Below are 15,802 nucleotides of genomic sequence, written 5' to 3' on the forward strand. Positions count from 1 at the left end.
AACAATTAATTAACATTCGAAATCATCAATAACAGTTGTTCGATTACGATATATAATGCTTGGAGCTACAAATGCGCACTATTTTTACACTACTAATATCTGCACTTAGTTTTAACTGTTTTGCCCTCGATAGCACTTATTTACAATGCTATGGTGTGAAAGACAGTTTCGCGTCACGCTCAGATTTAATTAAGAAATCATGGGCAGTCAACCCTAACAACCAATACTTGAAACTTGACGGTTACTGGAAAGACAATAGTTATAATGCCGATACCGAAAACTACTTTATCGTGAAAGCCATTGATTCAGTACCAGTCACTTCAGAGCAAGTACACAGTGTATTAACCAGCATGTGTAGTAATACGCTAGTCAACAAGTATTCCGACGAATTTATTAGCAATATCACTTATTTTGCTTCAAACAATTCTTACGGTTTTGAATACCCAGTCATAACCGAAGCTGATGCGCTAGCAATCAACAATACCGAATTACCCGTCGCGTATAACAACATGCTGCGTTATGCGTTTGCATCAAGTTATGTCTACAGCACAGAGCAAGGGGCAGATCCTTTCTCATTTACTGACAACGCAACATTCCAGCAATTAATGGTCGATTCCAACAGCGCCGAGCTGAATATTATTGCAACTTATGCGGGTGATAGCGGTGTTCACGGTGTGGCGATTAAAGTACCTGCAGTGCCAAGTAAAAACCTAAAAGAAGAAATCATTATTTCCTTTAAAGGTACTAGCAGTGGTAATGATGTGATGCAAGATGCCGAGCTCATGCTTGCTAACCTCTCTGAAACGGATGAAGACTGGCAGGCTGAAGCATATCAGTTTACTCAACAGATCCTAGCGCAATACCCCGCTAACACAGCGTCGTTAACCCGTGGTTATAAAGCATCGTCAGCAGCAAAGACCTATAACGTTGTACTCACAGGTCACTCACTTGGTGCGTATACCGCGATTGATGCAGGCGTGAGAACTGGCGTTTTAACACGTGTGTTCTCATCTCCAGCAACGCGTATCATTGAAAAATACATTCATGCGTTTGCCAATAAAATGCGTTACAACAACGTGATTAATATGGTACGAGAAAAAGATCCAGTCGCGACTATGTCGGGCCGTCATAACGAAAACATGATTTATTTCCCGAAAGCCGCAGGTTTAAACCCAGCCGACAGCCATTACTTAACGCCATTTATTAACGACATCTTAATGCCACTGGCAAACGGTCAAGTAACCGCAGCCAACAAGGACAGTCATGTTTATATCACTCCTGACGCCACAGTTGGCGCAGGCTTAACAGAATCAGTTAATATTTGGGACCATACTAACTAAGCGTATTTAGGACATTATACTTTCCAAGATAAAAGAAAGGGCATATCCAGTACGGAATGCCCTTTTTATAACAACTCTCGGAGAGATAGAACCACTTACAACAGATGTTACTACGTAAAAACATCTAACAAGAATTGAATAATAAGCGCGTTAGCTATATCAATAAAGAAAGCGCCCACCAGCGGCACCACGACAAAGGCTTTTGCCGACGCACCAAACGTTTCGGTTACTGCCGTCATATTAGCAATCGCGGTCGGGGTTGCCCCTAACGCCAACCCCGCATAACCTGCAGACATTACCGCCGCGTCATAATCCTTACCCATCAGTGGAAATACCACAAATATAACAAAGCCAGTAACGATCACAACTTGCGCTGCGAGCATGATTAAAATGGGCCCACCTAACCCACCTAAGGTCCACAACTGTAAACTCATTAACGACATTGCTAAGAACAGCCCTAAGCTCAAATCGGAGATCAATGCTAATGAACGGCTACGCTCAGGCCAAGTAAGATTAGGCATAATCAAGGGACCAAGGTTAATCACAATTATGCCAGCAAATAAGCAGGTGACAAATTCAGGCAAATGTAAGCCCAAGTTGGAAATAATCACATTAAGTCCCAGTCCTAAGCCAATGCTTATACTAATAATTAATATGGAGTTAAGCATGTGGTGATAGTCAATTGGCGCGACAATAGATTGGGGCGCTGTCGGTTTTTTCTTAGGTTGCAGCTTGCTTTGATGAAGCGTACCAACAGTCAATTCAGGCTCTTTACTTGGCTCAAGCTTATAATGACTAATTAAGTACTTGGCAATAGGACCGCCAATCACACCACCCAGAATTAAACCAAATGTCGCACAAGCAATCCCTATCTCCATGGCATTACTGATATTGTATTTGTCAACAAACAAAGGGGCCCACGCAATTGCGGTACCGTGCCCGCCGCTGAGTGATATCGAACCGCCAATGAGCCCTACTTCCGGTAATTGCTGGGTAAACTGCGCCACCGTTAAACCAGTAAAATTTTGTAAAAACAGATAAATCACCGCGATAACCAATAAGATGATTAACGGTTTTCCGCCTTTAAGTAAGGTCGTAATCCGAGATGACAGGCCAATAATGGTGAAAAACACAATAAGTAAATTATCGCGTACCGCTAATGAAAACTGTAATTCGATATCAAATGCGCCATAAAGAATAGCAAATAGAATGGATGCAATTAAGCCACCAGAAACAGGCTCTGGTATATTATATTCTTGTAAAAAAGCGACTTTGCGTGTCAGGTATTTACCTAAAAACAACACCAAAATCGCCATAATAACGGTTTGTCGAACATCCATCACCATCAGATACCCCTTAATTGATATATTAACTAGAGGTTACCCTTCGAAACGAGAATTCACAAACCATAAACATCAATTAATTGACTTGAAACCAATCAATATAATAGCTTGGCATAACATCAAACTCACGGCTTAAATCAGCAACCACAGACGCTGTAATCACATCGTCTTTGGTCGCCATTTTTGCGGTAAGATCTTCAGCATGAATACCCGTCGTTAAAAACAAACTAGATATACCTGCTGTATTAGCCCCACGGATGTCATGCTCTAAACTGTCGCCAACCGCAATCGCGTTGTCCCAACCGCCTAATAAGGTATGACAGATGTCATAGACTTCAGCTTGTGGTTTACCGTGCCAATGTACCTTTCCACCCATTGTTGCATAAGCATTAGCAATTGAACCTAGGCACAATTTTAATTCACCATCTGGGCTCATCGCCACGAGGTCAGGATTACTCACCACCATTTCCAGCCCGCGCGCATAAGCAATATTAAGGTCATCTTGATATTCTGAAACGCTACCACGACCAACACCGTAACACATGATTAATGACGCGTCTTCTATACCCACACTAGTTAACCCACAGTCTTCTAGCACAGCACCATTAATACCTTCGCCCCAACCAAACACCAAAGCTTTAGTGCCTAAGTGGTCAAATTTACCCAGCTTAAAATTATGACGCATGTGATCGCCCGATGTCAGTACATCGATATACAGATCGCGACTGATACCCGAATCGGTTAAACGCTGATAAGAAAAATGATGCGTATTGCCACTGTTCGATAAGATCACGACTTTTTTGTCATGCTGTTTTAAACATTGTAATGTCTCAATCGCTTTTGGAAACGCATCACCGCCATTATGCAGTACGCCCCATTGATCCAAGATGAAAGTATCAAACTCGTTAATAATGTCTTTAAGACCGGAAATCATTTTCACTTTATCGTTACTCCAACAGCATCTGCTATTAGCCTAAAATGGGTCATAGCTAGAACAAGATAACCCCACTATATACTTAAACCTATAAATCCCCACTTAATTGAAGAACATTAATATGGAGAAGGATCGTGTTAATAAGGTTAAATGTGATTACAGGTCCAGTTTTATGGACGATAAATTGTTAACTTAACTGTGTTTTCTGTTGTGGTGAATGTCGAGTGTCAAATAAGTTTAAAATTATAGCCAGTGTCATTTTAGGCTGCGTGATAGCAACAACATTCACAGTACGTGAAATATGTCGAGATTGGCTTTTAGACTCCGCTCGTGAACAAGCGGAAAACCAATTACTCACCTACGTAGTGGATATTCGACGAGTACTCGCTAGCTACAAATACCTTCCCTACCTTATAACAGAACAAGAAAGTGTCACTGCAGTGCTCACTAACCCCCAAGCGTCAATGACACCGCTGAAACGCACATTAACGCAGTTTGATAAAGCGGCCAATACCAAGGGCTGGTATTTACTTAAACCGGATGGTTCGCTATTAATATCGAGCCGCCATAATGCCAATTGGGATGCGCATAAAGCGGCAAGCATTACCGCTAATCTACGTAATAAAAACGGTGAATTAGATAATGACAAAGGCGTATTAACATCCAGCTATATTGCCAATGGCACGGCTAATTATTATTTAAGTTTACCAATCAACCACAACGGCAAACTGATTGGAATTGCAGTTATTGAAGTCGACTTAACCGCATTAAGTGAACCTTGGCTTGCCGCCAATGAATTTATTCTCATTAGTAATACTAAAGACCAGTTCTTTTTGTCTAGTCATCCACAGATTTCGGCGACAGAAATGAATAAGCGAGGAACGAACGGTATTAAAGCTCGCCAACTCAGCAATGACGCGAATATCTTTCACTGGAAAATTAATAATAACGATTATCAAGTGCAGCAAGTTCAACTGGACGATCTAAAGTGGCATATTTATTTCCTAACCCCATTAAGTAATCTATATAAAACCGTTGATATAGCCGGGTTTATTACCGCTATTTTAATGTCACTATTACTGTCAATTCTACTATACCGCCATGAACGTAGGCAAAAACTCTATTCGAAAGCCGCATTAAAACAGATGATTACAGGGACGAATGTCGGGTTAGTCTTACTGAATGACGATCGCAGTATCAGTTATATTAATCCAACCGCAATGCATTATTTTGGGTTAAACAATGATGACAAAAGCTTATATGCGAGCCAGCTACTCAGCCAACAACATGATAATAAAAAAATCATCGAACAATTAAATGATCTATCAGTGATTCCAACCCTGACCGGCATTGAAGTTTTCGCGCATAATCATCAGGGACATAGCTTTCCCGCGTTACTGTCTATCACCCCACTAGCTTGGTCACAACAGCGTGGTTCGCTAATGACATTTGTTGATATCAGCAAACGTAAACGCGCAGAACACGCACTTTCACAAGCCAATGCACAACTGGAAACGCGAGTACAAGAGACAACTGCAAAACTTTACACTGCCCAAGAAGAATTATTGCTAAGCAGTAAGATGGCTGCTCTCGGTCGTATGTCCAGCGCAATCAACCACGAGTTAAATCAACCACTCACTGGCATCAGAACCTTACTATCAAGTAATATGTTATTTTTGGAGCAAGGGAATACCAAGGTACTGCGTTCCAACATGGCTTTAATCGATAAGCTCGTTACACGTATGTTATCGATGACGGCACAGCTTAAAGTATTTGCCTTCAATCGTCCTGAGCGCTTAATTGCAACGTCAATAACCGACATATTAACAGAGGTATTCACGCTCCAAGAGTCTAAGCTAGCCAGTATTGATATTAAGGTTGATGTGCCTAACTCTCTGCCACAAGTCTTAGCTGAGCCGCATCGATTACATCAAGTATTTGCAAACTTAATCAGTAATGCAGCCGCAGCGATGCAACATACTTCACAGCCACAATTATTCATTAACGCAAGTTTAATTAAAGGCATTATTTACATCAAGGTCACTGATAATGGCTCAGGCGTGGATGATGACGCGTTAGCACATTTATTCGAACCTTTTTATACCAGCAAAAAAATCGGCGAAGGGCTTGGGCTCGGCCTCGCAATAACCGCCAATATCATGCGCGATATGCAAGGTGAAATCACGACTCATAACAACCTTCATCAAGCAGGAATGACCTTTACACTCTCGCTTCAGGCCAGTAGTAGCTATTAATCGGTAACAACTTCCGAGATTAGGGGGATCCCCTTAAAACAAATTATTAAGCGCGACCCCGATACCGAAACGAGTTTGACTGTGATTATAATCAATCAAGCTTTCACCATACCCATTAAATATAGTGAAATAGCCTTTCAGCTTGCCATATAAAGGCGTTGTTAAGTTTAACTTTACAGAGCCTTTATTCGTTGAAAAATTCTGGCGCATTTCGGCACTCAATTCATATTTCCCAAAAGCATAACCGATACCATACTCAACATGTCCCATATAGTCTGTAATATCCGGATTATCATCACCATTAGGGCTAGTCGGATCCGTTTTGGTATCTTCAGGTAAACGATACCAAGGCCTAACACTCCACACTAAGTTACCCTGCTCATAAATAAACTCGGTATAAACACGATTCCATGAACGAGACCATGATCCAGCACGGCCATTGGATTGATGCTCAAACCCAACCGAGACTGCCGTATTAGCATCATTAGGGTGCCAATCTAATGGCGCGATATAAAATATTTCAGGTCTATAATTCGTTTCTCTAAAGGGACTTGAAATTTCCTTCGCATAAACTTGCCACCAAGCCTCGAGGGTAAAAGCAGCATAAATGCGATCACCGTCAACGAATAATGAACTATAGCTTAACGGCAGTTTCAGACTTAATTGAAATTTAGATTCGACTTTTTTATAGCCGTCGCCAAGGGAATTTAGAGTACGATAGGCTTCAGGGTTCATTTGATTAGTACTATAAACAGGTAGAATATAGTTCATTCTGTGTGGAGTGAGTACAAATTCAGATGTGTCATTTTGACGCTCTTCAATAATTCGCTTTGTCAGTAGCCCTGCTTTCACTTTTTTACCGCGGATAATGACTGAACCGTCTTCTTCGAGGCTATGTTGCGCTTTACATATCGTTCTTATCTCTCCTAATGTAACTTCTGCAGCACTATTAGCGACTTGCTTTTCAATACACTCACTTTCTGTTGCAGCTTCTGCTTGATAACTAAAAGAAAGAATGAGAGACATTAAACAGAGGTTTTTATAGTTTAATCGTTGCAAAATTGATTCCATTTTTGATTAGTTCGAATATCCAGTTAGACATATAATATACTTAATAATATGCATCTGATACCAGCGTTAGGGACTTATCACGTACTTTATTACAAATATAATCACCAATTGGGATCGCAGACGTTGCTGCAGGCGATGGTGCATTACAAACGTGTAAACTGCGTGGACTTTCTGCGAATAAGAAGTCATGCACTAGGCTGCCATCTTTCAATACCGCTTGTGCACGAATACCCGCAGGATAGTCTTCCAAATCCTTCACCTTCAATATCGGGCAGTACTTATTGACGAGTTTTAAGTAACCCGGCTTCCACCACGAATTTTTGGTTTCAATTAACCCTGTTTTTAAATTTTTTGCACTCACTCGCCAAAATCCAGGAAACCTAATCATGTCACAAATATCACGTAAATCTATATTTACTTTACCATAACCTTCTCGCTTCCATCCTTGTACCGCATTCGGACCTACCGTCACCGAACCATCAATCATGCGGGTTAAATGTACCCCCAAAAATGGCAATTCAGGATCAGGAATGGGGTAAATCAAATGATTCACAATATTGTTATGCTGAGACTGTAAACGGTAGTATTCACCCCGGTATGGAATGATTTGAAATTCAGTATCAATATTCAGCATCTTAGTCACCCTATCCGCCATTAAGCCAGAACAGGTAATTAAAAATTTGGCGACATAATCACGGTTCTCGAGTGAGCTCCTCAATGCAATTTGTTGGTGGCACTGTACATCAATGTGATCACTTTTTTCGATTAAGTGAGTCACCTCAGTATCCATAACTATCTCACCACCGAGCACACAGAACTCTTCCGCCATTTTCTCCGTCACTAAGCGGTAATTAACGATACTGGTTGAAGGGACAAAGATAGCGCCGAACCCTGTAATATTAGGCTCTTTTTCAGCGAGTCCCGCTGCATCTAATAATTCAACGTCGATGCCATTATCACGGCAGCGTTTATAAAGCGTTTCCATCCGTAGTGATTCCAATGCATTGGTTGCGACTAAAAGTTTGCCGCAATTTTCAACGGGAATAGCATGTTTATTACAAAATGCTTTCGTAGCAGCAACGCCCTCCTTACAAAAATTAGCTTTCATACTCCCCGGCTCATAATAAACCCCAGCATGGATCACACCGCTATTATGCCCCGTTTGGTGTTGTGATAACTTGCCTTCCTTTTCGATTAATAATATCCGTTTTTCAGGCTCTCGCTGCTGTAATTGCCACGCAGTTGATACACCCACAATACCGCCACCGATAATAATATAATCATAAACGCTATTATCAGAACCCCGTGTAGTAAAAGTCATTTTCATTATCCTTATCTTTACCTTAATAAACAGCGACTGCAGGAGTCGTCACAACAGGTTTATAACGGCGATTAGTGTAAATAAATAAACCAACAAAAGTCAGCATTGCAACAATTCTCACTACTAACGGTAAATCAGGCCATGTCATTGCTAAGCCCAGTAATAAGGACAAACCACGTAAGAAAATATTCAGTTCACTTTCTAAATAACCTTCGATACCAGCTATAAAGGCATAAGTACCTATGATGGCAAAAAAACCTACTGTGATAACCGTCATCACATCCCAGCTCACGAGTGAGGTATAAGCCATCAAAATCGGTACTAGATAAAGTCCCTTCGCGATCTTCCATGCTGTTAAACCTGTACGCATTGGCGGTGTACCTGCAATTGTCGCCGCGGCAAATGCAGTTAAACAAACAGGCGGCGTGACGTTACTGTCTTGTGATAACCAGAAGATAATTAAGTGAGCAGATAACAAGGCTAACGCTACTTGTTCTAGCCCTAACCCTTGCTCTAACAAGGTGCCCATAAAATCAACCGGTACTAAGCTTAATAAGGTTTCAGCTTGAACCTGCGACATAGGCTGCGTTAATGCTGCCATTTGGTCCGGTGCAGCGAGCATGAATATGCCTTGTGCCTGTACTGGTAGTTGCCCATCCATTAACATTTGAATTAATTGGCTTTCTGCTAATAGCGTATAGAGTGCAGGTGCCGATAGTGTCCCTAACACAATATAAGCCGCTGTCACAGGTAAGCCCATGCCAAGGATTAATGACGCCAACGCAATCAAGGCTAGCATCAGCATCAAGCTACCACCCGCCCATTCGTTGATCATTAACGAAAAAGTATTTCCAACGCCTGTCGTACTAATGACATTAACAACAAGGCCGATACCAACCAGTAATACCGCTGTCGTCGCCATATTACGAGCTCCTTGTTCTAAGGCTTCGAAGACCGCTTTAACCCCCATTTTGTTGGGTGAAAACCAAGATGCAACAACCACTGAAATAATGGATAAACCAGCAGAATAAGTTGGGGTAAATCCAGAGACTAATAAAAAAACCAATACACCGAGTGGAATTAAGTTATACCAACCCGCTAAAAACACTTTTGAGAATGAATCGTCAGAGGCGGTGACTTGTTGGATGTTGCTGCGCTTCGCTTCGATTCGAACAAAAAATGCAACAGAAAGAAAATATATTAGCGCAGGTACAACCGATACCGCGATAATATTTACATAAGGAACTTGCGTATAAGAGGCCATAATAAACGCACCTGCCCCCATCACTGGCGGCATGATTTGCCCACCGGTTGATGCAGCGGCTTCAACACCAGCAGCAAATCGAGCAGGGAAACCAGCTTTACGCATAAGTGGTATGGTAATAACACCTGTCGAGACCGTATTCGCCACACTTGATCCAGATACAGATCCCATTAGTCCAGAGGCCAATACGGCAATAAAACCAGGTCCACCAATCACCTTGTTTGCCGCCGCACGAGAAAGGTTAATAATATAATCACCCACACCCGAACGCACTAAAAAAGCACCAAACAAAATGAACATGAATACAAAGCTCCAGCTGATACGCGAGATTGCTCCAAACATACCCTCTGAGCTATAAAAGCTACGATACAATAATGTTTCGACACTTAAACCAGGAAAATGGAACATACCTGGTACTAACTGACCCCACCACACCACATAGGTCAATGAAATCATAATTAGCATTGGAATAAACCAACCAATAGTACGGCGGATCAATTCCAATACAATGATAATAGCCATGATTGAAAATACCCAATCACTGGTAACAAAGCGCACGCCACGTGCATACAACGCATCCTCAGCAAAGGGGATATATGCTAAACAAGCAAGTGCCGCAAGCGCAATAATGATATCAACACCGAGTGCCAACTTACTGCTTTTTAAATTTTTATGTGCTGGATACCAAAGTGCACAAATAACGGAAAACCCAGCAAAGTGAGTCGCTGAAGCCCATAATTCAGGGATCGTTGCAAACGTATTAAACCAGATGTGTAATATCGACAACACCACACCACACCCTGATATAAACGCGGTTACCCAGGGAAAATCAGTGCGGGTAACTGACTCAAATTGTTCTAATTTTTCTTCGACCTGCTTGTCCATAACAAACTCCTTGTTGACTGCTGCCATCACGACAGCAGTCCTTATCAATATTTAATGTTGTTTGTTACAGTGCAGCTGGTAGCAATTCTGCAGGAATTGTTAAGCCGATTTCTTGGTAATAACGCACAGCACCAGGATGTAATGGTACTGGCAAGCCTTTAATGGCTTTATCGACAGCCATCGCTTTCGTTGCTTTGTGGATACTGTTTAAGAAAGGTAGGTTTTCATAGATATTTTTGGTTAATAGATACACATCTTCTTCAGATACATCATCACGTACTGCTAAGAAATTAGGCTGAGCAATCGTCGTCACGGCTTTGCTTTGACTTGGGTAAGTATTTGCAGGGATCGTAAATTTAGTCCACAGCGGATACTCGCTGTTTGCTTGTTTAATTTGTTCGTCAGTAAATTGCAATAATGAGATATCATCACCCATCGCAGCAAATGCACGCGTAATCGCACCTACTGGCATACCCGCTGGAATATTCATGCCATCAATCGCACCATTTTGCATGGCATCGGTGCTTGAGCTGTAGCCTAAATACGCAAGGTTAAAGCTATTTACATCTACCTTAACGCCATTCATGATCTGACGGCCCGAGTGCTCAGTACCCGAATTTTTCTTACCAATTGAGAATTTTTTACCTTTTAAATTGCGAAGATCACTCATTGTACCCGTTTCAACTAACGCGCTACGCACAACAAAATGTTCCACGTTTTGCCATAGCATGCTGACTGAGCGTAAGTCTTTTTGTGGACCAGTTTGTTTGAATTGCCCTTCCCCCTGCCAAGCCCATGCACCATACAAACCTTGTAGAATGGCAAATTGCGCTTCATCATCACTCAGCAATTTTATATTTTCCCCCGAACCCGCAGAGCTAATAGCTGCTAATGAGAAGCCGTATTTAGGCTCAAGTTTAATCTTGCTCAACGTCGCGAGTGCGACACCCACTGGATAATAAGTGCCTCCCGTCGATGCAGTCGCTAAAATATAACTGCGCTTCTCTTCTGCAATTGCAGAGGTCGCTGCCAAACTAAGCAGTACACTACTTACTAATAATGATTTTTTTAACATTCCTTTAAACATGGTCTTTCCTTGTTGTTTTATTGTTATAAAAATTGCATTGCATATCGTTTATCAGCACAAGGCAATGTCATCACTTCCTTTATGAATGACATGTAGCAACAACAATGCCACAAAGTTAAGCTATTGTTAACTATAATTAAAATATCAAATATGACGATAGATAAGCAAGATCATGCCTATATGGCGATTTTTGATAAGCAAGAAATAGCGCATAGCCACAGTAAGGAGATAAACATCACATTAACAATATAAAAACATGTTCCATTTATAATACGAGTTTAAAATATAATATAAGCAGGCAACAAACACATACTAAAGAGGTAATGGAAAAGCCGTAATGAGTTATGTGAAATGAGATAGGTAGGATAAATAAATGGCAATAAGCAAGATATTGCCACTTTGATTAAATATAGTCCGCTCGATGCAGGTCATACTTTTGCATTTTCTGATTTAAAGTACGGCGTGGTAAATCAAGTATATCCATTACCTCGATGATACTGCCTTTATGTAACCTCAACGCTTCAGCAATGACCTTCCTCTCAAAGTTTTGAGTTTGCATTGCGAGTGACAACTCGCTAGCGCTAGTATCAATAACTGAAAGCGGTTTAGTCACTAAAATATCAGCTACGGTTAACGACTCATCTAACGCGAAACGGGTCGCTACATTAATCAACTCACGCACATTACCAGGCCAGCCATACGCCAATAAGGTTTTTTCATCCATACCAGATAACGGTTTAGCATTAATGCAGGCTAGATTAATGTAGTGCTCAAATAACAACAAAATATCCTCACCGCGTTCACGCAATGGGGGTAAATATAACTGGGCAACGTTCAAGCGATAAAAAAGATCTTGGCGAAATGCTTGATTGTCTTTCAAGCTTTCTTTGGCTGCGGCAATCACACGTATATCAATCGCAATCGATTTATTCCCACCGACACGCTCTATGACCTGTTCTTGTAAAATACGTAGCATCTTGATCTGCATGTTAATAGGCATACTTTCTACTTCATCTAAGAATAGTGTACCTTTATCAGCATATTCTAGCTTACCCACTCGCTTTTTTATTGCGCCAGTAAAGGCACCCGCTTCATGACCGAATAGCTCACTTTCAAATAATGCTTCAGGAATAGCGGCACAATTTAAAGCAACAAAGTCTCCCTTCGAGCGTGCACTCACTTTATGTAAGCAATCGGCGACCAGTTCTTTACCACAACCGGTATCACCATAGATAATGACGTTGGTATCTATCTTGGCAATTTTAACCAGTTGTTGGCGTAACTCCACCATAGCCGGACTAGATCCAATCAGGATCTGATCTAAACCTTGTGCCTGCTGTAAGTATTCCTCACGCTTATTCGCACCAAGTTGTAACTGGCGTTTTTCAATTGCACAACCGACAGTTTCAATTAATTTATCGGGATCGAAAGGCTTTTCCAAGAAATCAAAGGCACCATCACGTAATGCATTCACAGCCATATTGATATCGCCATGACCCGTCATCAAAATAATCGGCATTTCAGGGTTGTTAGCCAATAATTTCGGTAACAACGCTAAGCCAGAAATATCAGGTAAACGCACATCAGAAATCACGATACCTGGAAAGGCTGTTGGTATAAGGCTTAATGCCGACTCGCCATCTGCACATTCAATAACATCATAGCCAGCTAGCTGTAGTCGTTGACTAATCGCCAAACGAACAATCTCATCATCTTCAATTAAAGCGACTTGAATAACTGATTGTTGTGACATAAATAATCTACGTCCTTGTATAAATAAACAATGCAGACAGGGTAAGAAAAACAGTGTCGATTGAAAAGGAGCTAGCTCGCAAATTCCAGACATAGCGGATCCACAGACCTAATTTCGTTTTATACGACCAATTATCTACATATTGCGCCTTATTCTGATATTCCTGCTTGTCTGTGATATAGCATCTTGAAGTAACTTAGGTATATACTGGCGATATAATGTTTAAAGAAAAAAACCACGAAAATAGGAATTGAAATGACGACTGTGATGTACGGAATTAAAAACTGCGACACCATTAAGAAAGCCAAAAAATGGTTAGAAGCAAACGAACTGGAATTCACATTTCACGATCACCGCGTTAATGGCTTAGATAAAGCACAACTGATCAGTTGGTGTGAAACACTTGGCTGGGAACAAGTACTAAATAAACGTGGCACAACTTACCGCAAATTAACCGATGAGCAAAAAGCAGATCTAACAGAAGCCACCGCTATCGAACTGTTAATTGAACAACCAGCCATGATCAAACGTCCAATCCTAGATGTCGATGGTGCATTAACGCTGGGTTTTAAAGCTGATGAGTATGCTGCTATTTATGGTATCAATACTTAATCTGAAACCATTAAAAGAAAACACTGAACGTTTTTACGTTCAGTGTTTTATATACCGTTAAGATATCCTCTGAGTACAACCTTACATATTTAGATAAAACTTATCATCGATCAATCCATTATTATACATCTGTAAATTTGCTTTTAGCTGTTGTAAATCGGATTGTGATGAATTGTTACTATCAGGCACGTTAAGGAAAGGCTCATCTAAAACCTTTGTCACAGAATTTAATCCTCGTTGATCTAACGTCGTATAAGAATTTCCGCTGATTAACCAATATAAACTATCTTCATAAAATAAAGCCTTACCTGGCGCATCGTCATTCAACATACTGCGCCCAAAAGGTGAAAGTTTATTAGTCTCTTGTGCTGCAATACCTAAATAATCCAATACCGTTACCGGTATATCTAATTGTTGAACTATTTTTTTCGATTTTTTCTGCGGAACCAAGCCTGATGGGCTATACAAAATAATAGGAATACGATGTTTTCCTATTTTTGACGAGAATGCCTTTTCATAATTATCTGACGTATGATCCGCTGTTATCACGAATAAAGTATTTTCAAACCAAGGCATTTTTTGTGCTTGTGAAAAAAACTTCTCTAACGCTAAATCACTATATCGCACAACACGGTGCATCGGTATTTGACCCGGTTGAATAATGCTTTCATACTTTTTTGGTAATGTATAAGGATTATGTGAACTAATGGTAAAAATGGTAGAAAAGAAAGGTTGAGCGGCTTGATTTAGTTTCTGTGCCGTAAATTGTAAAAATGGTTCATCAAAAATACCCCATTTGCCATCAAAGTCACTGTCATCATTATATTCATTACGACCATAATATTCATCAAAACCAAATTGACTGGCCATGACATCAAAATACATAGATCCATTATTACCACCATGGAAAAACATATTCGTATAGCCATAATTATGTAATATTTTTGGTAATGGATATAACTTATTTGAATTATATGGTGAGCGAACAAAAGTTCGATCCATTAGTGCAGGCAAACCAGCTAGAATTGAAGGAATCGAGTCAATAGAGATCCGTCCGTTAGCAAAACCATTTTCAAAATATAAGCCCTTTTCAGCCAATGATCTTAAAAAAGGAGTATAGCTTTTCCTTCCAGGTAAATCTTTAACATATTCCAAGCCAAAACTTTCTAAAATAATCACGACAACATTTTGCTGCCTGCGTAAATCTTGAGTCAGCTGAAATGATTCCGGTTGTGCAATATTAAAGGCTTCTTGTTTGCTGACAAACCAGTCTTTGCGCTGAATATTAGAGGGCTTTTTCCTTATCAAGGTAAAAGGCGTATTCAATACAAGATCTGATAATTCTGATGACGACCAGCCCATCGAGTGATATAACGACAACGGTTTACGCTGCAAACCACCACGAATACTAACGATGATAATGATAAAAGAAACTAAAATAACAAAGAGGTACTTGATACGCGTAAGCGATATTTGTATATATTTAGGTTTGAAAAATCGTATAACCAGAACGCATGATATGATTAAAGCGGCTACCATACCGCTATACTGCTGAATAATCTGCCCCGACTGTTCTGAAAAATCGTTCATATAATCAAAAACTTCTACACCACTTCTCCGCCCGCTAAAAGGGTAGTAAATGATATCAGCAAAATTAATTAGCAACATAGGTAGATTGAAAATCCAAAACAATCCACGAATAATATTCATATGACGTGATTTAAATTCAAACCAAAAAGATGTCAACAATAAAACTATAATTAATAATGCGTTGATCGCCATTAAAGCTGATAAATCAAATCTTAAACCATGAATAAAAGCTTTAAATATATCGGCTGAACTTTGTCCATCCCACCCACTTTGATTATACAAATAAAAACACAGTCGGGATGTGCTATAGGCGACCATAACTAAAGCCAGTAATTGACCCACGTACA

At 40.4% G+C, this 15,802-nt stretch carries 11 protein-coding genes; 3 read left to right on the forward strand and 8 right to left on the reverse strand.

Annotation, left to right across the window (positions count from 1 at the left end; all coding sequences use genetic code 11):
• The first annotated feature begins 71 nt into the window (after window positions 1-71).
• Entirely contained in the window at window positions 72-1,340 is a 1,269-nt protein-coding gene (locus HWV02_RS16565; RefSeq protein WP_211688781.1) for a hypothetical protein, read from the forward strand.
• A 110-nt stretch (window positions 1,341-1,450) separates the two neighbouring features.
• Here HWV02_RS16565 and gltS read toward each other — a convergent pair whose 3' ends face one another.
• Both gltS and HWV02_RS16575 read right to left on the reverse strand, forming a co-directional pair.
• The gene (gene gltS / locus HWV02_RS16570; RefSeq protein WP_211688783.1) at window positions 1,451-2,686 is read right to left on the reverse strand and encodes a sodium/glutamate symporter; all 1,236 of its coding nucleotides are present in this window, start codon (window positions 2,684-2,686) and stop codon (window positions 1,451-1,453) included.
• Window positions 2,687-2,759: 73 nt separating this feature from the next.
• On the reverse strand, window positions 2,760-3,617 hold the full coding sequence (locus tag HWV02_RS16575) for a TIGR01459 family HAD-type hydrolase (protein WP_211690607.1): 858 nt from the start codon (window positions 3,615-3,617) through the stop codon (window positions 2,760-2,762).
• A 224-nt stretch (window positions 3,618-3,841) separates the two neighbouring features.
• Between HWV02_RS16575 and HWV02_RS16580 the strand changes: the two genes are divergently transcribed.
• Window positions 3,842-5,872, forward strand: coding sequence for an ATP-binding protein (locus HWV02_RS16580; protein ID WP_211688785.1), 2,031 nt, complete (start codon window positions 3,842-3,844; stop codon window positions 5,870-5,872).
• Window positions 5,873-5,905: 33 nt separating this feature from the next.
• On the opposite strand, the gene HWV02_RS16585 is transcribed toward HWV02_RS16580, so the two are convergent.
• The 5 genes from HWV02_RS16585 to HWV02_RS16605 all read right to left on the reverse strand — a co-directional run bounded on the left by HWV02_RS16585 (window position 5,906) and on the right by HWV02_RS16605 (window position 13,253).
• Window positions 5,906-6,943: a phospholipase A gene (locus HWV02_RS16585; RefSeq protein WP_211688787.1), complete on the reverse strand. Its 1,038-nt coding sequence runs from the start codon at window positions 6,941-6,943 to the stop codon at window positions 5,906-5,908.
• A 40-nt stretch (window positions 6,944-6,983) separates the two neighbouring features.
• Window positions 6,984-8,264, reverse strand: a complete 1,281-nt coding sequence (lhgO, locus tag HWV02_RS16590; protein WP_211688788.1) for an L-2-hydroxyglutarate oxidase — start codon at window positions 8,262-8,264, stop codon at window positions 6,984-6,986.
• A gap of 22 nt (window positions 8,265-8,286) precedes the next feature.
• Window positions 8,287-10,413, reverse strand: coding sequence for a TRAP transporter permease (locus HWV02_RS16595; protein WP_211688791.1), 2,127 nt, complete (start codon window positions 10,411-10,413; stop codon window positions 8,287-8,289).
• 64 nt (window positions 10,414-10,477) lie between these two features.
• Window positions 10,478-11,500: a TAXI family TRAP transporter solute-binding subunit gene (locus tag HWV02_RS16600; protein WP_211676841.1), complete on the reverse strand. Its 1,023-nt coding sequence runs from the start codon at window positions 11,498-11,500 to the stop codon at window positions 10,478-10,480.
• 403 nt (window positions 11,501-11,903) lie between these two features.
• Window positions 11,904-13,253, reverse strand: coding sequence for a sigma-54 dependent transcriptional regulator (locus HWV02_RS16605; RefSeq protein ID WP_211688793.1), 1,350 nt, complete (start codon window positions 13,251-13,253; stop codon window positions 11,904-11,906).
• A 255-nt stretch (window positions 13,254-13,508) separates the two neighbouring features.
• On the opposite strand from HWV02_RS16605, the gene HWV02_RS16610 reads away from it, so the two are divergent.
• Entirely contained in the window at window positions 13,509-13,865 is a 357-nt protein-coding gene (locus tag HWV02_RS16610; RefSeq protein WP_211676843.1) for an ArsC family reductase, read from the forward strand.
• Window positions 13,866-13,946: 81 nt separating this feature from the next.
• Here HWV02_RS16610 and HWV02_RS16615 read toward each other — a convergent pair whose 3' ends face one another.
• Window positions 13,947-15,797, reverse strand: coding sequence for an LTA synthase family protein (locus HWV02_RS16615; RefSeq protein WP_211688795.1), 1,851 nt, complete (start codon window positions 15,795-15,797; stop codon window positions 13,947-13,949).
• Between the last annotated feature and the right edge of the window lie 5 nt (window positions 15,798-15,802).

Origin of the sequence: Moritella sp. 28 (genome assembly GCF_018219435.1) — a bacterium.
Classification (GTDB): Bacteria; Pseudomonadota; Gammaproteobacteria; order Enterobacterales; family Moritellaceae; genus Moritella.